This is a genomic window from Microcoleus sp. Pol17C6 (genome assembly GCF_036701145.1).
Taxonomy (GTDB): domain Bacteria; phylum Cyanobacteriota; class Cyanobacteriia; order Cyanobacteriales; family Microcoleaceae; genus Microcoleus.
In genome coordinates this window covers 20,795-40,066 of the sequence record NZ_JAUBQH010000059.1, presented here as the reverse complement: position 1 = coordinate 40,066, position 19,272 = coordinate 20,795, and the positions used below count along the sequence as shown (strand labels likewise).

The window sequence follows — 19,272 nt, the reverse complement described above, 5'->3', positions numbered from 1 at the left end:
TGTAACGATCAACTGACTGACGTAGCGATCTATCGCCTGACTCTTTTAAGATACAAGGGGCGGGTTTTACCAACCATATTTGAGGCTGACTAACAATCTATAAAAACCCGCCCCCACCCCACCAATAAGCCTCAACCAAAATTCAACGGATCGACATCAATAGTTAAAGTAACAGAACGCGGCGTGCGATCGCGCAATCCGATCAAATCCGACAAATCCACCGACTCATCCAAAGGCAACTTCAGCAAAATCTGCCACCGATACCGATTTGCAACCCGCATAATCGCGGCAGGTGCAGGCCCTAACAACTCACACCCCGGTACAGACAATCGCTCAATATACTCCTGACAAACAGACGCCAATTGTACCGCAGTCACCGCAACTTCCGCCGCATCTACACTGCTCAACCGCAACAAAATCAGCCGCCCCGAAGGTGGATAATTCAGGGCCGCTCTTTCTGCTAATTCTGTTTCCACAAAATCTGCATATTCGTGCCGCCTAACTGCTTGAATTACCCGGTGTTCGGGAGTGTAAGTTTGAATAATTACCCGCCCCGGATCGTCACCTCTGCCTGCACGTCCCGCGACTTGAGTTAATGTTTGAAAAGCTCGTTCGCTTGCCCGATAATCCGATAAGTTCAGCAACCCGTCAGCAGACACAACTCCCACCAATGTTACTCCAGCTAAATCTAGCCCTTTCGTCAGCATTTGCGTACCCAACAAAATGTCAGCTTCCCCATTGGCAAATTGCGTTAACAATCGGCGGTGATCGCCCTTATTTCTAGTAGTATCGCTGTCAAATCGGATTGCCCGCAATTCGGGAAATAATCTCGTTAATTCCTGTTCTACTCGCTGAGTGCCGCTGCCAAAGTTTTTGAAGTAAGGAGAACTGCATTCCGGGCAGTTTTGGGGGTGTCGTTCCGTGTGGTTGCAGTAGTGACACCGCAACACTTCTGCGGTTGCTTCGCCCACGTGGTGATAAGAAAGGGAAACATCGCAGTTCGGGCATTCCATCACATACCCGCAACTCCGACAAGACACAAAGGTACTGTGTCCTCTTCTGTGAATAAATAGAATACCTTGCTGTTGTCTTGCTCGCAATTCTTCCAGGGCGTTTTGCAGGGAAGCGCTGAAAATTGAGCGGTTTCCTTGCCGCAATTCTTGGCGCATATCGACTATTTCCACAGGCGGCATCGGGCGCGAATAAATGCGATCGGGCAATGATAAATAATGGATATTGGGTAACGAGTAATAATCTCTTCGCGTCCCGACAAAAGTCTCTAATGCTGGCGTTGCGGAACCTAAAATTAAGGGACAATTTTCTAATTCTGCGCGCCATTTGGCAACGGTGCGGGCGTGGTAACAGGGGGCTGGTTGGTCTTGTTTGAAGCTGCTGTCGTGTTCTTCATCGAGGATAATTAAGCCGAGGTGAGGTAAAGGCGCAAAAATGGCCGATCGCGTGCCGATGACAATTTGCGGTGTTCCAGTCAGCATCTGACGCCATGTATCGTAACGTTCGCCGTCGGATAGGGCGCTGTGGTATACGCAAATTTGCTCGCCAAAACGGGCGCGGAATCGATCGGTAAGTTGCGGTGTGAGCCCGATTTCGGGAACGAGTACGAGGGCGGATTTGCCGCTGGCTAAGATTGGGGCGATCGCCTGCAAATACACTTCGGTTTTCCCGGAACCTGTAACGCCGTGCAGCAGCACTTGACGGAATCCCGAAAAAGAGTTAATAAACGCTAAGGCTTGAGCTTGAAAATGAGTTAATGTTTTGGGTGCATCTGGCAATTGAGAAATTCCGCGATCGCCCCTGAGAACTTCCCTTTGATCGATGACAACGCTACCTTTTTGTTCCAAGTTTTTTACAACCGAAGAACTCGCACTGCAAATTCTCAACAAATCATTCAGCCACATTTCACCGCCGCCGCGCCGCAAAACTTCCAATACTTCTTGTTGCCGCTTGGTTAGATCTGTGACAAATGCACTAGCAATTAATGTCACTGCCGGTTTGAGTTGTGGTTTGGGAGGATTGGGCGGTTCTAAATAACTTTCTACCCAACCGCGTTTCAATAAATCTTTCAATCCCCGATAACTTCCCTTAACTTGGCGCTGGAGGTATTGCCAAGTGTAATCGCCGTTTTTTTGAGCTTGCAGCAATTGCAAAATTTGACTAGCGGCGGGATTGAGAAATGTTTCGGCATTCGGAGAAATTGCGTCTTTAATTAAGCGAATTCGGCGCACGGAACGGCTTAACAAACCGGGCGGCAGCGAAGCTCTAATTACTTGTATTAAAGGTGTGCAATAATAGGTGGCAGTGCGTTCGAGTAATTCCCAGTAAGTCGGTGGGAAAAATCCCGTACTGACAACATCTTCGACATCTTTAACCCGCGCCGGATCTAAGTCTGGCGGCAGTTGAGAAATGAACCGAATCGCGATCGCGCCTACCTGTTGACTGCCAAAGGGTACACTCAAAATATCCCCTGGTTGCACGGTAAGTTCCGCAGGTAAACGATAGGTAAATAACTTATTTTCCTCCCCAGCGGAGTCGCCCGCAACCCTGAAAGGAGAGTCCACCAATACCTCGATCCACTCTGCCCGCACGGTGGGGCGCTGTGGCGGTTCGCTGCTGCCGTAGGATGCCCCGGCCTCTGCCGCTATAGGGGTTGACAAACCAAAAGTGACAGTAGACATAGGGTTGCACATCAAACTAGGAGGAGCCGCGGTCAAAGGGAGTTTTCATTATCCCTCAGTTTAGCTCGATCGATCGATCTTAGCTGCGGGAATTGGCGATCGGAATCTCGATCGCGAATTCAGTCCCTTCTCCAATTGCGGAGATGCACTCCAACCTCCCGCCGTGTTTGTCCACAACAATCTGATAGCTAATTGACAGTCCCAAACCCGTCCCGTGACCAACTGGTTTGGTGGTGAAAAACGGGTCGAAAATTTTCGCTTTTACAGATTCATTCATTCCCAGACCATTATCTTTGATGCTAATTCTTGCCCAATTTTGGGAAAGAATAGAAGTAGTAATGGTCATCTGTATAGGGTTGGCTTCTATCTCGTCCAGTGAAGACTTTTGCTCTCGCTCCCGCAGGGCATCAACAGCATTATTAATGATGTTCATGAATACCTGATTTAATTGCCCAGCATAACACTCTACCTTGGGCAAAGATCCATAATTTTTAATAATTTTTATAGCCGAATGACCTGGTTTTTCTTTAGTTAAATGCTGCAAAATTAACAAGGTGCTGTCAATTCCTTCGTGAATGTTAACGGGTTTCTTTTCACCTTCATCTACCCGCGCAAAGTTGCGTAAAGTCAGCACTATTTCGCGGATGCGCTCGGAGCCAAGTTTCATTGACGAAAGAGTTTTCAACAAATCTTCGCGCAAAAAGTCGATGTCAATTTTTTCCAGAAAAGCTTCAATCTCTGCATCTATTTCGGGATAACGATCCTGGTACATTGCGAGCAATTTTAAAATGTCGCCTGCATAGTCATTGACATAGGTAATATTGCCGTAGATGAAGTTGACGGGATTGTTGATTTCGTGGGCGATACCAGCTACCAAAATTCCCAAAGCCGACATTTTTTCGGCTTCGATCAATTTGAGCTGCGTTGTTTGCTGATTTTCCAGAGCTTTTTCTAGTGTAGACATTCTTGCTTTTAAAATATTTTCGGAATCTCTAAATTCCTCTGTGAGCTTTTTTAGCAAAGATTCTTTTTTTTGATTAAGGGCTTGTAATTTGCTGCGTTCGGTTTCCGAATTTTCGAGTTTTTCCCGCAGTAGTCGATTTTCCTTTTCCAGCTCTTTGATTCTTTTTTCCCAGTCTCTTGGTTCCATCGGCTATTATTTTGAAACTCTAAATAGTGTCATAACAGTTTTATTAGAAAATTTAGTTGCACCCTTTACCTAGTTACAATTTTGGAACACATCGCCTCGCCAATTGTGTCCGAAAATTTTAACAGTTCCTTTATTTTGGTCGATCTAAAAATCTTATCTAAGATACCTTCAGAATGTCAACATATTAATAACAAATCTGGTTAAAACCGATCGCTACTTTTATTCATAACTCTCGCATTTGCAGGGTTTTCATCCGATTATTGGTAAATAAGCAGGGCGATCGCAAACTGATAAAGGCGGGCCCAGCGCGAAAAATTGCCCGATTCAGACAACCTTTGTACAAAACCCGTCGGCAATGCAAAGCGAAAATATTAAATGTGAGTGCGATCGACCGGGGGCGACGGGAAAAGTGCGATCGACTGGGCGCGCGATCGCGCACAAGCAATCTCAAGTAACAAGCTCGTTGCTCTCTCCCAGAACGCAATCACACTATAGCATTGCTGAGAAATCTCACTTTAATGTGTCGATCGTACTCACACACCCGCACCATTTTGTGCTAATAACTACTACTTGTGACAACATCGACACAGCCGTTTATATTTGGAGAGTAATTGATGTCAGGTAGCGAAGTTCGTGCCGATTTTTGGATGAGCGAGTACATTACCCCTTGGGATATTTACGTTCACGGCGTCATCGCGGTGCTCGCTTACAAGAAAACAGCCTATCAAGAAATGTATGTCGTTCAGACCGGTACTTACGGCAAAGGCTTAGTTTTGGACGGTAAGTGGCAATCTTGTACAGGCGATGAGTTTCTGTACCACGAACCCCTGGTGCACCCAGCCATGATTTGTCACGGTTTACCCAAAAAAGTCCTCGTTCTTGGCGGCGGAGAAGGAGCTACAATTAGAGAAGTGCTGCGCTGGAAAACAGTTGAAAAAGTCGTGATGATCGACATTGACGGCGAAGTAGTAGAAGCTTGCCGCGAACACCTGCCCGAAATGCACCAAAATGCCTTTGATGACCCCCGCTGCGAAGTAGTAATCGGCGATGCTTTGGACTATTTAGATAAAACTGACAATGATTGGGATATTGTCATTTCTGACTTGTCCGATCCCATTGAAGAAGGCCCATCTTTCCAGTTGTTTACCAAGGAGTATTTTGAGAAAGTTCGCAGCGTAATGTCACCTAACGGATATTTCGTAGTGCAAGCGGGCCCCGTTTCTCCGGCAGAAATGAAAATGCACGCTCGCATTGTGAATACCCTGAAATCTGTTTTCTCCAATGTTCAATCCTGCACCAGCTTTATTTCTACTTACGGAGCTCCTTGGGGTTTTGCGATAGCTTCTAATCAAGAAATAAATACGCGGCCCGAACCCACAGTTACTGACAAATTACTCGCCGAGAAAACAACTGGCGGGTTGCGGATGTTCGACGGAATTACACTGTTGGGGTTGATGCAGCTTCCCGGTCACTTACGACAGGTAATCGCCGCTGAAACCGAAGTTTACACTATGGCCGCACCGCCTAAGTTTTTCGGGAAAGGTTCGGTTGGTCAGTGAAGTTAAATTGAAAGAGAAAACTCGTTTGGAATAACTGAGATGGACAATTTAATTCGCATAGTCGCTGCAATTTTTCTTCCCCCTCTGGGCGTATTTTTGACTGTCGGCATCGGTACTGATTTTTGGATCAACCTGGTTCTCACGTTTTTGGGCTTTATTCCCGGCATCATTCACGCTGTTTGGGTGATTGCTAAGCACGATCGAGCTTAACTTGAGTTCAAATCCAGTTTTGGGATAATAAACAGGCAAGAGAAAATAAGTTTTCTTTTGCCTGTTTCCACCAATTAATCTGTATTAAATCTGGGTTCATCCGCGTTTATCTGCCGACATCTGCGGTTAAAAATAAATAAATCTAATTCTTATCAGAATTTGATTGCACCTCAATTTCTTCACAAACCAATTCAGCAATTTTTTTCGCCGCCCCCGATTCTCCTCGAACCGCACGCAAACGATCGCCCATTTGTGCTAATTTTTCAGGATGGCTCAAATAGTCGATCGCCAATTGAGCAACAGCATCGGGTTCCAGCTTCCCAATTAACTCCGGCACAATCTCCTCCTGTGCCCAAATATTCGGCCAAGCATAAAGCTTTCCCTTTCCCAATTGCCAGATTAGCCAATTAATCGCAGTCGCAAAAGCTGAACCTACTAACGGCAAATTTGCCAGCAATCCCGGCAATCCGTCCCAAGCTTTCATCGCATCCAATTGCTGCGTCGGAATCAAAACAATCATCGGTACGGCTAACGAACCCAATTCGGCAGTATTCGCTCCCACAGTAGTTAAACACAGGCTGCATTCTGATAGCAAATCGTAGGCGGGTGTCTGCGTCCAAAGTTCTACTTGTAAGTTATTTGCTGTCTGCAAAAACGCCCGTTCTGTTAAATGAAGTTCGGCGCTGGCGTTTTCAAATAAATGCAGGCAAGGATTTTGTTTGGGGTCGGCAAAACCTGCTAAAGTTTGCACATCTATGGTAGGAGCAACGGGAATTACAAAGCGAGTTTCAGGGCGGAGGCGGTGGATGGATTGGGCGATCGACAAACATAACGGTACACCTAAAGCTAATTTGGCCGCTTTAGAACCGGGCAACAATCCAATTAATTCTATTGTCCGTAGGGGCGGTGTCCCCGTGCCCGCCCTGCCGGATTTCCCGTTCCCTACTTCGGCGATCAAATCTCCGACAACTGTAAATTTCTTAGCATATTTTTGGGGAATTTTAGCAAAAACTTCCGGTTTCATCGCCGCAAATTTATCAATCCAGCGATACCACCGTGCGTCCCATTCAGCATAAATAACAGTGCGATATTTGAGCCTTTTGCCAATAACAACCGTAAAAAATTGATCGCCGCCTAAAAATAAAACAACTCCTGTTTCGTGCCAATCCCAATTTTCAGCAGTTTTGCCAGATAATAGGAATGGAAAAAAATGCTCCGGTGCTTGCACTCTGTCCACTTCTGGGTAGGAACAGGCTATTTCTGCTTCTTTCCCGGTGGCGTGCGGACAGGGGGACAGCACCACAGAGATTCGCGCTTGAGTGCCCGCGTTTCCCAATTGTTCGCGCAAAGCTTGCACGGCGGGACGCACCCAAGTTGCCAATTCTCCGGGGCCGTTGGAGAGGATTAAAATATCGACTGTCATAGGATTTAATATTTGAGAGGATACAAGGGAGAATTTATGACAGATTTAATTAATGCCGTCAAGACGGGTGATGTTGCGGCTGTAGAAAGTGCGATGGAACAGCGTGCAGATATCAATGCCAAAGATGAGGAAGGTGCGACGGCTTTGACGACTGCGGCTGAGGCTGGCAATTCGGCGATCGTCAAAAAATTGCTGGCGGCAGGTGCGGGGCCCAACAGTCAGGATAATGACGGGTGGACGCCGTTAATGAGTGCCGCTGCTGCCGGACATACGGAGATTGTACAGCTTTTGCTGGAGGCGGGGGCGGATGTGAATGCTAAAACTAATTTTGGTTTGACGGCTTTGATGAGTGCGGCAGGTAGCGGGCGCACTCAAGTTGTGGAATTTTTAATCGATAAAGGAGCTGATATCAAAGCTAAGGATAATAATACTTGGACTGCGTTAATTTGGGCGTCTTCGGAAGGTCACAAAGATACGGTTGAGGTTTTGAAGCTAGCGCGCGATCGGCATTAAAAGCTTAGAAACCGGGTTTATTCGAGAAACCCGGTTTCTGGAGGGTACAATTAATTATCGCACCGACAGCAGACCAATACCAATCCCGAATAGCTGCGATATTTCTATCCAAGTAAAAGTGTCCCAAAAGAAGATTCTGGTAATAAATTCAACTTGAGATTTCCGCCACCTTCAATAACTGCGATCGTATCACCATAACTAAGTTGGTCGCCTCCATTTGGTGTAAAGAACGGCAAGCCGTTTGTTTGGATTGCTAAATCTCGATTATTGTTGATGGGAAACACAATGTATCTATCGAATAATGATGTAGAGCCGAGCTGGATCGTATCCTGACCTTGGGTAAAGTTTTGAATTGTAGCAAAACCCGGTCCAACGTAGAAAGATTTATATCCAACCACAGACACTCTACTGCTATATACAGGCTGCGCTAACACGAATGTATCGGCTCCGGGTCCGCCAATCAGAGTATCGAATTCGTTGCTGCCGTCACTTCCAGACACTCCGGCGCCAAAGCCTGCAGAGCTTGTTACTCCAACTAATTGGACATTCCCCACTCCTATACCAGTGAGGGTGTCATTGCCGGAAGTTCCGATAAAAGTAGCAGACCTGTTTGGCTCGTTTTTTCCGAAATTGAAGTAGTGTTCCCGACCAGTTGTCAAAGCTCCAGAGTAGACAAAAGGTCCAATATCACGGTTTCTATTTAAGTATACTGTTTCATAGAAAGAAGTACCATTACTGAAGCGGCCGAATTGAATGAAGTGCTGGTAGCCACTTTTAAAGTTATTCTCAATAAACGACCGCGAATCTCGGTTAGTTGCTACATAAAATGCTTCGTCATAATTTGGCGATACGCGCGATCGACCCTCTTCGTAACCGTATTGGATAAAGTGGTCTAAGCCTGTCGCAAAAGGCACGTTTGGGTTGTTGGGAGTGCGGACAAAGGGTGTGATGTCTGGATTGCCGGCAAGGTAAGTAGCTTCGTCAAAGTACCGCGATATTTTTGTGAGGCCGGCGGCTTGACCGAACTTTTCAAAGTGTTCTCTTCCAGATTTGATGATTCCTGCATCAATGGCTGGTTTCACCCAAGGATATTGCGCCAGGTAGTACGGTTCGTCAAAAATGTCATAATTAGTCATAATTTTTGCTTTAAGCTTAGTCTGCTTACTTATCGGTTAAACTTGACCCACTATTACTAACTCTACTAACTCAGTATGTCAAGTTAATTATTGTTAAGCAGATTTTATTATTTTTATGGCAAACACAAAAGTACGATCGCCCTTTTTTTGAATGTGCGATCGTACTCCCCAGCAGCAATCAGGCAAATCCCCAATAGCTTAAAGATTTCTAGCTAAGTAAAGGTAGATTAGCTCTAGATTCTGGTAATAGATTCAACTTGAGATTTCCGCCGCCTTCAATAACAGCGATCGTGTCAAAGCTACTAATTCCCGAAGTTGCATCTGGAAAGTAAACGAACAAGCCGTTCGTTTGGATAGCTAAATCTCGATTGTTGTTGATGGGAAATATCAAGAATTTATCTAAAGAAGGTTGGATATCGCTTGTTGCTAGCTGAATGGTATCCTGACCTTGGGTAAAGTTCCGAATTGTAGCAAAACCAGGCCCGATATATAACTTTGTTGGGGAACTGTATCCCTTACCACCACTGCCTACTAAAACGTCTCCGAGCATGAATCGATCGCGGCCGCTACCGCCAGTGAGAGTATCGAATTCATTACTGCCCTCACTTTCATAATTTCGGCCGGGGATGGAAAAGCCATCACTGTTTGCAACATAACCTACTTCAACTCCAATTAATTCGGTATTTCCCACCCCAGCACCGGTAATGATGTCATTTCCAGAAGTTCCGATAAAAGTCGCAGAGCGGTTGGGATCGGAAGTTCCGAAATTGAAGTAGTGTTCGCGACCTGTTTTCAAGGCTCCAGAGTTAACAAACGGCACAATATCGGGGTTTTTCAGTAAGTATTCCGTTTCAAAAAATGAAGTCCCAAACTGACCGTCTTTGATGCCGAATTCAATGAAATGCTGGTAGCCGTTTTTAAAAGTTCCATTCTGAATAAACGGCTGCAACTGTAGGTTATTTGCGAGATAAAACGCTTCGTCATACTCAGGCGATACGCGAGTGCGACCTTCTTCGTAACCGTATTGGATAAAGTGGTCTAGGCCAGTCGCAAAAGGTGCATTTGGGTTGTTGGGGGTGCGGACTAAGGCAGCGATATCTGGGTTGCCAGCGAGGTAAGTAGCTTCGTCAAAATACCGCGATACTTTAGTTAAGCCGCCGGCTTGACCGAATTTTTCAAAGTGTTCTAATCCCGATTTGATGACTCCTGCATCAATGGCTGGTTTGACCCAAGGATATTGAGCAAGATAGTATTTTTCGTCAAAAATTGCGTAACTAGCCATGTTTTTCGACTGCGGCTTTAATGAGCTGTTTATGCAATTTATCAATCATCAAGAACTGACACAATACCCGATAGGGTGATTTTTCCCAAGTTCAGTAGGGTGCGTTATTAACGCACCTACCATGTTAATTGAGAAAGAGATAACCGAGGTTCCGGTTATTTAAGGAATAAGTAGAAAGTGTCGTTCCCGTTTTGCTGAATTGTAGACACGACTAAATCTCCTCCCCCCTCAATCCTACCAATTGTCTCAGATCCTGGGCTTAGGATTAACAACTCGTTACCACCACCACTTGTTCTGTAGGTAGCGGGTGAGCCTGCCAACTGGATCTTGTCATTGTCTTTATCAAAGTTCCGAATTGTAACTATACCGGGGATACCCGCATAGAGGCTACGGGATGTGGGAGTACCGGAGGTAGCAGGAACTCCGAGTACGAATGTATCTTTCCCAGGGCCGCCGATCAGGACATCAGATTCATCACTTCCAAAGCTTTCATACTGCCGATTGCCTTGGGGATCGATACCTACTTCAACTCCAATCAGTTCGGTATTCCCCACACCAACGCCTGTGAGGATGTCATTTCCGGAAGTTCCGACAAAAGTAGCGGATCGGTTTGGCTCGTTTTTTCCGAAATTGAAGTAGTGTTCCCGACCGGTTTTCAAGGCTCCAGAGTTGACCAACGGCACAATGTCGGGGTTGTTCCTTAAGTATTCCGGTTCAAAAAATGAAGTCCCAAAACGACCGTCTTTGATTCCGAATTGAATGAAATGCTGGTAGCCTGATTTGAAAGTTCCGTTCTGAACGAAAGATCGCAGTTCTGAGTTGTTTGCTAAATAAAAAGTTTCGTCATACTCAGGCGAGACGCGAGTGCGACCCTCTTCGTAACCGTATTGGATAAAGTGGTCTAGCCCTGTAGCAAAAGGGGCATTTGGGTTGTTGGGGGTGCGGACTAAGGCAGCGATATCTGGGTTGCCAGCGAGGTAAGTAGCTTCGTCAAAATAGCGCGATACTTTGGTTAAGCCCCCTGCTTCACCGAATTTTTGAAAGTGTTCTAGTCCCGATTTGATAACTCCTGCATCAATGGCTGGTTTGACCCAAGGATATTGAGCAAGGTAGTATTTTTCGTCAAAAATTGCGTAACTAGCCCTGTTTTTATCTGGCGGTCTTAATGAGCTTTTTACGCACTTTATCACTTATCTGGAACTGACACAATATTCGATCGGCTGATTTTTGCCAACAGTCAAATTTCACTTAATCTCTATGCTTTCTAGCCCAGGAAAGTGAGACCGACTGGAGGACTAAATGGATTTATCATCCCAATAGGTTGCAGAGTTAGATTTGATCCGCCCTGAATTCGGGCAAGTGTATCTCCCGATTTTTGAATTAATAAGTCCGCCCCTGATGGAAATATATTCAGTTCATTAAAGCTTTCCACCAACTGAATAAAATCTTTTCCTTTTTCAAAATTGACAATCCTGGCCTCCCCACTGCCCGTATAGAAATCTACCCGGCTGATCAAACTACGTCGGTTGTTGGGAACAGCATCTCCGAGCACGAAGTAATCAATGCCAGAAGTGCCAATCAATGTATCGAATTCAGTGGTAGTCAGAAAAGGCTCTCTCGTGATGTCATCCAATTTCAAAGCGTCATACTTATTCTTATTAATGCCAAAAGGTGGATTTGGGCCGGCGAAAGCTACTTGCAGTCCGATAATTTGATTTTTTCCCGCTGTAAATCCCGTGACGATATCATTACCGTTGGTTCCTGTAAAAAATCCGTATCGATTTGACTCAAATTGCCCAAATTTTAGATAGTGTTCTCGACCAGTTTTTAAACTTCCAGCCTCCACAACTTCCGCCACATCTGGGTTATCTCCCAAGTAACGTGGTTCAAAGAAACTTGTCCCGTACCTACCTTCTGTTTTTCCGAATTGGATAAAGTGTTGAAAGCCGGATTTAAAAATTCCGTTCTGCACGAAGGGAGTTATTTCGGGGTGGCGCTTTAAATAAAAAACTTCGTCGTAGTCAGGCGATACTCGCGTGCGGCCTTCTTCGTAACCAAACTGGATAAAGTGGTCTAAACCTGAAGCAAAGGGTCGGTTTTGGTTGTTGGCTGTGCGAACAAAGGGTGCAATATCTTGATTTTGAGCTAGATATGTATCTTCGTCAAAATATCGCGATATTTTTGTGAGGCCGGCGGCTTGACCAAATTTTTCAAAGTGTTCTCTTCCTGATTTGATGATTCCTATATCAATGGCTGGTTTCAGCCACGGATATTGCGAAAGGTAGTATTGTTCGTCAAAAATTGCGTAACTAGCCATGTTTTCCTCCTGTGGCTTTAATGAGGTATTTATGCAATTTCTCAATAATCGCGAACTGAGACAATTATTTGATTGGGTGATTTTACCAATCAAATCTCACTTAATCTCTATGCTTTCTAGCCGAGTAAAGTGAGACATACTGGATCGATAAATGGAGTTTTTGTCCCAATTGTTGGCAGATTTAGAGTTGCTTTGCCCTGAATTGTGGAAATTGTATTTACCGATTGTTTAATTAATAAGTCTCCCCATCATGGACTAAGGCAAACCATCTATAGCTGCGATATTTTTACCCAAGAAAAGATCTAATAATACTAGATCCTGGTAATAGATTCAAATTGAGATTGCCACTACCTTCAACAACAGCGATTGTGTCAAAGCGACTGGCTGTGAAAACTCCATTTTCAACTGCGGGAAAGCCATTCGTTTGGATAGCTAAGTCTCGATTATTGTTGATTGGAAACACCAATAATTGATCTAAGGGAATCCCTATCTGGATGATATCCTGGCCTTGAGTAAAGTTCCGAATTGTAGCAAAACCTGCACCAATGTAGAACTGTCTGGATGAGAGGGTTCCTCCCCTGAAGCCAACAATGTCACCAAGCACGAATTTATCGTGGCCGCTACCGCCAGTGAGAGTATCGAATTCATTGCTGCCGTCACTTTCATATCGTCGGAGACCGTTAGGGGCTTCTACGTCAACTCCAATTAATTCCACATTCCCCGCCCCGGAACCGGTGAGGATGTCATTGCCAGAAGTTCCCACAAAAGTCGCAGAGCGGCTTGGCTCAAATTGTCCAAACTTGAAGTAGTGTTCCCGACCAGTTTTCAAGGTTCCAGATTCGACAAACTGCCCAATGTCGGGGTTGTTCCCTAAGTATCCCTGTTCCAAGAAAGAAGTAGGCAACCGACCGTCTTTGGCACCGAATTGAATGAAATGCTGGTAGCCATTTTTAAAGGTTCCATTCTGAATAAACGGCTGCAAATCTTGGTTAGTTCCTACATAAAAACCTTCGTCATACTCAGGCGATACGCGAGTGCGACCCTCTTCGTAACCGTATTGGATAAAGTGGTCTAGTCCGGTCGCAAAAGGCGCGTTTGGATTGTTGGGAGTGCGGACAAATGGTTTAAGGTCTGAATTTGCCTCAAGGTAAGTATCTTCATCAAAATACCGGGATATTTTCGTGAGGCCGGCGGCTTGACCAAATTTTTCAAAGTGTTCTCTTCCAGATTTGATGATGCCTGCATCAATGGCTGGTTTCAGCCACGGATATTGCGAAAGGTAGTATTGTTCGTCGAAGATATCGTAATTCATAGTTTGCTGTTTAAAGTAAAGTGCTATCGTACTTTTTTATAGAACCATCGCCCACCGCCAATAAAAAATCATTAATCATCAGCATTAGCTAATGACTAATGACTAATGACTAATGACTAATGACCAATCAGCAATGACCAATGACCAATGACTATCCAATCAAGAAAGTACCATTACCGTTAGATTCTTGGAAAGTTAAACCCAAGCTTGCTCCTCCTTCAATCACGCCGATCACATCTCCAAAACGCTGGATTGACAAATTGCTGCCAATGGGAATCAGATTGTAGCCGTTTAAAGAAGTTCCTTGCAGTTGGATAAAATCGCTTTCTATGTCGAAGTTGCGAATCGTAGCTTGACCGTTACCTAAATACAGCGGTGTCGGGGTGACATTCCCGGCTGTAGCAGGAACTCCGAGTACGAATGTATTGGTTCCCGGAGCACCAATCAAGACATCGAATTCATTGGTGCCAAAGCTTTCATACTGGCGGTTGCCTTGGGGATCTATACCTACTTCCACTCCCACAAGTTCGACATCGCCCACGCCAACACCAGTTAAAACATCGTTGGTACGGGTGCCGACAAAAGTCGCGTCGCGGGCCGGCTCAAATTGCCCGAAATTGAAAAAGTGTTCGCGGCCTGTTTTCAAGTTTCCAGAGTTGACAAACGGCACGATGTCGGGGTTTTCTTTTAAGTATTCCGGTTCAAAAAATGAAGTTCCGAAACGACCTTCTTTTGCCCCGAATTGAACGAAATGCTGGTACCCTGATTTGAAAGTTCCGTTCTGAATGAACGGTTGGAGTTCAGAGTTGTTTGCTAAATAAAAGGTTTCGTTGTATTCGGGTGATACTTGGGTGCGGCGCTGTCCTTCATCGTAACCGAACTGGATAAAGTGATCGAGGCCGGTCGCAAAAGGCGCGTTTGGGTTGACTGTGCGGACGAAAGGTGCGAGATCTGGATTCCCAGCAAGGTAAGCATTTTCGTCAAAATAACGCGATACATTAGTTAGACCGCCTTCTCGCCCGAATTTTTCAAAGTGTTCTCTTCCAGATGAAATGACTCTTGCGTCAATAGCTGGTTTGATCCAAGGATATGAGGCGAGGTAGAATTGTTCGTCGAAAATTGCGTAGTTAGCCATGTTTTTTCCTTCAAGTTTGGATGAGTTTGAGATTCTATAGCAATTAGTTTTCCTTGAACTCGATCGCCGATCAGGAATTTACACAAAACAGACGTTACGAAATGGTTTTAAATTCCTGGTAAAATGTCAATCTTGATGACGCAGCAATTATCGCAAGGCTACATTCTGCTTTCAGAAATTATGCCTTTTTCCCCTCAGTTAATTGCTCGATCGTCAGTTTGATCAATTCTACAAAACTTGGAACTTTTTTCAGGATTTTTTTCTCAATTGTTGGGTAATTTTTAATTATTTTTATCCAACTCATTAATCCTATACATATAACAAGTAATATGTCAAGTAAATTTTTGTAAATAAAAACTGGAGTATTTGCTCAAGGAATTTATAAAAAAATGTAACGAAAATCTGACCTAAATTTGTCGAATTGTGTCATGTGCAGGCTCAAATCGCCTAATGGCAAGCGTTTTCTGGTAAAAATGCTTATGGGATAAAAAAATTCCCGATTCCCGAAAACAGCATCTTAAAGGAGCCTAACCGGATGTTCACTCACGTCAAGCCCACCATTCGCCACGTTGTGCCGGAAAACTTGCAGGGGCGATCGCTCATGAAGGTGGTCTATGTCGTACTGGAACCGCAGTATCAAAGCGCCCTGTCGGCAGCGGTTCGATCGATAAACCAGAAAAATCCGAATTTGGCAATAGAAATCAGCGGCTACCTGATCGAGGAACTCCGCAGCCCGGAAAATTACGAGGCCTTCAAGCGGGATGTGGCAGATGCCAATGTATTTATTGCTTCTCTAATTTTCATCGAAGATTTGGCAGAAAAAGTGGTAGCGGCGGTGGAACCGCTGCGCGACAGCTTGGATGTCGCCGTCGTCTTCCCGTCGATGCCAGGGGTGATGCGACTAAATAAAATGGGCAGTTTCTCGATGGCACAGTTGGGACAAAGCAAAAGTGCGATCGGCGAATTCATGAAAAAACGGAAGGAAAAATCCGGGAGTTCCTTCCAAGACGGAATGCTGAAACTGCTGCAAACTCTGCCGAAAGTGCTGAAATATTTGCCCATCGACAAAGCCCAAGATGCGCGCAACTTCATGCTGAGTTTCCAGTATTGGCTGGGCGGTTCCCAAGAAAACTTGGAAAACTTCTTGCTGATGCTGTCACATAAATATGTATTCAAAGGCCAGGAACAGCTAACTTTTCAAGAGCCCGTTGTCTACCCGGATATGGGAATTTGGCATCCTTTGGCACCGTCGATGTTTGAGGATGTAAAAGGATATCTCACCTGGTACAACGCCCGCAAAGATATTTCGGCAGACCTCAAAGACCCCCTCGCACCTTGCATCGGCTTGGTGTTGCAGCGGACTCACTTAGTCACCGGAGATGACGCGCACTATGTAGCAATGGTGCAGGAATTGGAGGCAATGGGGGCGCGGGTGGTGCCGATTTTTGCCGGCGGTTTGGACTTCTCGAAACCAGTCGAAACTTTTTTCTTGGAAGTTGGGACCAAAGGTGTTGCACCGCTGCCGATAGTTGATGCGGTCGTTTCTCTGACTGGTTTTGCGCTGGTGGGCGGCCCGGCGAAACAAGATCACCCGAAGGCGATCGAGACTTTGAAAAAATTAAATTGCCCTTACATGGTGGCTTTGCCGCTGGTTTTCCAAACGACGGAAGAGTGGGAAAATAGCGATTTAGGCTTGCACCCGATTCAAGTTGCTTTGCAAATTGCCATTCCTGAGTTGGATGGCGCGATCGAACCGATTATTTTGTCGGGAAGAGATGGCGCAACTGGCAAGGCGATCGCCCTGCAAGATAGAATCGAAGCAATTTCCCAGCGCGCCATGAAATGGGCAATGCTGCGCCGCAAACCAAAATTAGATAAAAAAGTTGCGATCACAGTTTTCAGTTTCCCGCCGGACAAAGGCAACGTCGGAACTGCCGCTTATTTGGACGTTTTCGGCTCGATTTACCAAGTATTGAAAGCCTTAAAAGGCAACGGTTACGACTTGCCAGAATTGCCGGATTCCGCCGAAAAACTGATGCAAGAAGTCATCCACGACGCAACAGCCCAATACCAAAGCCCGGAATTAAATGTTGCTTACCGGATGTCGGTAGCTGAATACGAAGAATTCACTCCTTACTCGGAACGCTTGCAAGAAAATTGGGGCCCGCCTCCGGGACATTTGAACAGCGACGGACAAAATTTGCTGATTTTCGGCAAACATTTCGGCAATGTGTTTATCGGAGTGCAACCTACTTTTGGATACGAAGGCGATCCGATGCGGTTGTTATTCTCTCGTTCCGCCAGCCCGCACCACGGTTTTGCTGCTTACTATACATATTTGGAGCGCATTTGGGGTGCGGATGCGGTGCTGCACTTTGGCACTCACGGTTCGCTAGAATTCATGCCCGGTAAGCAGATGGGAATGTCTGGGGATTGTTATCCCGACAGTTTGATCGGCAAAATTCCCAATATCTATTATTACGCCGCCAACAATCCCAGCGAGGCAACAATTGCCAAGCGCCGCAGTTATGCTGAAACAATCAGCTATCTGACTCCTCCGGCTGAAAATGCTGGTTTGTACAAAGGTTTGCAGGAACTCAGCGAGTTAATTGCTTCTTATCAAACTTTGAAAGAGACTGGGCGCGGTGTGCCGATTGTTGATGCGATCGTTGAAAAATGCCGTTTGGTGAATTTGGACAAGGATATCGCCCTACCTCCCGAACAAGAAAGAGGGGTTGCTGCGGGAATGACTTCGGAGGAACGCGACAATTTAGTTGGCTTGGTTTACCGCAAGTTGATGGAAATTGAGTCGCGGTTGTTACCTTGCGGTTTGCACGTTATCGGTAAGCCGCCGACTGCGGAAGAGGCGATCGCAACTTTGGTGAATATCGCCAATTTAGACCGCGAAGAAGACGGGCTGATCAGCTTGCCGCGGATTATTGCTAACAGTCTCGGACGCGATATCGGCGAAATTTACAGCAACAGCGACAAAGGCATTTTAACTGATGTCGAATTGCTGCAAAACATCACCTTGGCCTGTCGGGATGCCGTTGGCGCTTTGGTGAAGGAACAAACCGATGCTGAGGGTAGAGTTTCCCTTGTTTCTAAGTTGAATTTCTTCAACATGGGCAAGAAAACACCTTGGGTTGATGCGCTGCACGCCGCAGGTTACAAAAAAATCGATCCAGAACCGATTAAACCGCTGTTTGAGTATCTGGAATTCTGCTTGCAGCAAGTTTGTGCTGACAACGAATTAGGCGCTTTGTTGCGCGCGTTAGAAGGCGAGTATGTTCTGCCTGGCCCCGGTGGCGATCCGATTCGCAACCCGGATGTTTTGCCGACGGGCAAGAATATGCACGCTTTAGACCCGCAGTCAATCCCTACAACGGGGGCGGTTAAGTCTGCTAAGCTTGTAGTCGATCGGCTGTTAGAAAGACAGCGCGTTGATAACGGCGGAAATTACCCAGAAACGATCGCCGTTGTGTTGTGGGGAACCGACAACATCAAGACTTACGGCGAATCCCTCGCCCAAGTAATGTGGATGGTGGGAGTGAAGCCAGTTCCCGACGCTTTGGGCCGGGTAAACAAACTCGAATTGCTTTCTTTAGAAGAGTTGGGACGCCCTCGGATCGACGTAGTAATTAACTGTTCGGGCGTATTCCGCGACTTGTTCATCAACCAAATGAATTTGTTAGATAAAGCCGTGAAAATGGCAGCGGAAGCCGACGAACCCTTAGAGATGAACTTCGTCCGCAAACACGCCCTGAAGCAAGCGGAAGAAATGGGAATCAACCTGCGACAAGCAGCAACGCGGGTATTTTCCAATGCGTCTGGTTCCTATTCATCTAACATCAACTTGGCGGTGGAAAACAGCACTTGGGAAAGCGAAGCCGAGTTGCAGGAAATGTACTTAACTCGCAAATCCTTCGCCTTTTCTTCCGACAATCCGGGAACAATGGAACAAGACCGGAAGATTTTTGAATCATCCTTGAAAACTGCGGAAGTTACTTTCCAAAACTTGGATTCTGCCGAGATTTCCCTAACCGACGTGTCGCACTATTTCGACTCCGATCCCACTAAATTGATCGGCAGTTTGCGCGCAGATGGGAAGAAACCGACATCCTTTGTTGCTGATACAACCACAGCCAACGCGCAGGTGCGGACGCTATCAGAAACCGTGCGTTTAGATTCGCGGACTAAGCTGCTGAATCCGAAATGGTACGAGGGGATGTTGTCGCACGGTTATGAAGGCGTGCGGGAGATTTCTAAGCGTCTGGTGAATACGACTGGATGGAGTGCGACGGCGGGCGCTGTGGATAATTGGGTGTATGAGGATGTCAACACTACGTTTATCCAAGATGAGGAGATGCAGAAGCGTTTGCTTAACTTGAATCCTCATTCGTTCCGCAAGATTGTCAGCACTTTGCTTGAGGTGAATGGCCGGGGTTATTGGGAGACTTCGGAGAACAATTTGGATCGCTTGCGTGAGTTGTATCAGGAGGTGGAAGACCGGATTGAGGGGGTCGAGTAAGGTTCCCAAAT

The 19,272-nt window shown here is 45.9% G+C and carries 14 protein-coding genes; 5 read left to right on the top strand and 9 right to left on the bottom strand.

Annotated features, from left to right (window positions below):
• Window positions 1-131: 131 nt before the first annotated feature.
• Both priA and QUA25_RS23305 read right to left on the bottom strand, forming a co-directional pair.
• Window positions 132-2,693 carry a primosomal protein N' gene (gene priA, locus QUA25_RS23310; RefSeq protein ID WP_333041503.1) on the bottom strand — a complete coding sequence of 854 codons (2,562 nt, stop codon included), beginning with the start codon at window positions 2,691-2,693 and terminating at the stop codon, window positions 132-134.
• A 79-nt stretch (window positions 2,694-2,772) separates the two neighbouring features.
• Complete coding sequence (locus QUA25_RS23305) at window positions 2,773-3,843, bottom strand: ATP-binding protein (RefSeq protein WP_333041502.1); 1,071 nt, start codon at window positions 3,841-3,843, stop codon at window positions 2,773-2,775.
• 355 nt (window positions 3,844-4,198) lie between these two features.
• Between QUA25_RS23305 and QUA25_RS23300 the strand changes: the two genes are divergently transcribed.
• From QUA25_RS23300 to QUA25_RS23290, 3 genes are read left to right on the top strand one after another with little or no spacing between them, the layout of a single operon-like run.
• On the top strand, window positions 4,199-4,468 hold the full coding sequence (locus QUA25_RS23300) for a hypothetical protein (protein WP_333041501.1): 270 nt from the start codon (window positions 4,199-4,201) through the stop codon (window positions 4,466-4,468).
• Window positions 4,458-5,402, top strand: coding sequence for a fused MFS/spermidine synthase (locus QUA25_RS23295; protein WP_333041500.1), 945 nt, complete (start codon window positions 4,458-4,460; stop codon window positions 5,400-5,402). Before QUA25_RS23300 ends, QUA25_RS23295 begins: the two co-directional genes overlap by 11 nt.
• Before the next feature lie 39 nt (window positions 5,403-5,441).
• Window positions 5,442-5,612 carry a YqaE/Pmp3 family membrane protein gene (locus tag QUA25_RS23290; protein WP_333041499.1) on the top strand — a complete coding sequence of 57 codons (171 nt, stop codon included), beginning with the start codon at window positions 5,442-5,444 and terminating at the stop codon, window positions 5,610-5,612.
• Window positions 5,613-5,754: 142 nt separating this feature from the next.
• Here the strand turns inward: QUA25_RS23290 and QUA25_RS23285 are convergent, their stop codons facing one another.
• A complete protein-coding gene (locus QUA25_RS23285) occupies window positions 5,755-7,035 on the bottom strand; it encodes a lipid-A-disaccharide synthase (RefSeq protein ID WP_333041498.1) in 1,281 nt (426 codons plus the stop codon).
• 36 nt (window positions 7,036-7,071) lie between these two features.
• Between QUA25_RS23285 and QUA25_RS23280 the strand changes: the two genes are divergently transcribed.
• Complete coding sequence (locus tag QUA25_RS23280; RefSeq protein ID WP_333041497.1) at window positions 7,072-7,548, top strand: ankyrin repeat domain-containing protein; 477 nt, start codon at window positions 7,072-7,074, stop codon at window positions 7,546-7,548.
• Window positions 7,549-7,652: 104 nt separating this feature from the next.
• On the opposite strand, the gene QUA25_RS23275 is transcribed toward QUA25_RS23280, so the two are convergent.
• The 6 genes from QUA25_RS23275 to QUA25_RS23250 all read right to left on the bottom strand — a co-directional run bounded on the left by QUA25_RS23275 (window position 7,653) and on the right by QUA25_RS23250 (window position 14,730).
• A complete protein-coding gene (locus QUA25_RS23275; RefSeq protein ID WP_333041496.1) occupies window positions 7,653-8,684 on the bottom strand; it encodes a calcium-binding protein in 1,032 nt (343 codons plus the stop codon).
• 208 nt (window positions 8,685-8,892) lie between these two features.
• Complete coding sequence (locus QUA25_RS23270; RefSeq protein ID WP_333041495.1) at window positions 8,893-9,966, bottom strand: calcium-binding protein; 1,074 nt, start codon at window positions 9,964-9,966, stop codon at window positions 8,893-8,895.
• Window positions 9,967-10,121: 155 nt separating this feature from the next.
• Window positions 10,122-11,156, bottom strand: coding sequence for a calcium-binding protein (locus tag QUA25_RS23265; RefSeq protein ID WP_333041494.1), 1,035 nt, complete (start codon window positions 11,154-11,156; stop codon window positions 10,122-10,124).
• Between the two features lie 74 nt (window positions 11,157-11,230).
• Window positions 11,231-12,283: a calcium-binding protein gene (locus QUA25_RS23260; RefSeq protein WP_333041493.1), complete on the bottom strand. Its 1,053-nt coding sequence runs from the start codon at window positions 12,281-12,283 to the stop codon at window positions 11,231-11,233.
• 286 nt (window positions 12,284-12,569) lie between these two features.
• On the bottom strand, window positions 12,570-13,595 hold the full coding sequence (locus QUA25_RS23255) for a calcium-binding protein (RefSeq protein ID WP_333041492.1): 1,026 nt from the start codon (window positions 13,593-13,595) through the stop codon (window positions 12,570-12,572).
• 151 nt (window positions 13,596-13,746) lie between these two features.
• A complete protein-coding gene (locus QUA25_RS23250) occupies window positions 13,747-14,730 on the bottom strand; it encodes a calcium-binding protein (protein WP_333041491.1) in 984 nt (327 codons plus the stop codon).
• 535 nt (window positions 14,731-15,265) lie between these two features.
• Here QUA25_RS23250 and QUA25_RS23245 point away from each other — a divergent pair.
• On the top strand, window positions 15,266-19,261 hold the full coding sequence (locus QUA25_RS23245; RefSeq protein WP_333041490.1) for a magnesium chelatase subunit H: 3,996 nt from the start codon (window positions 15,266-15,268) through the stop codon (window positions 19,259-19,261).
• Window positions 19,262-19,272: the final 11 nt, after the last annotated feature.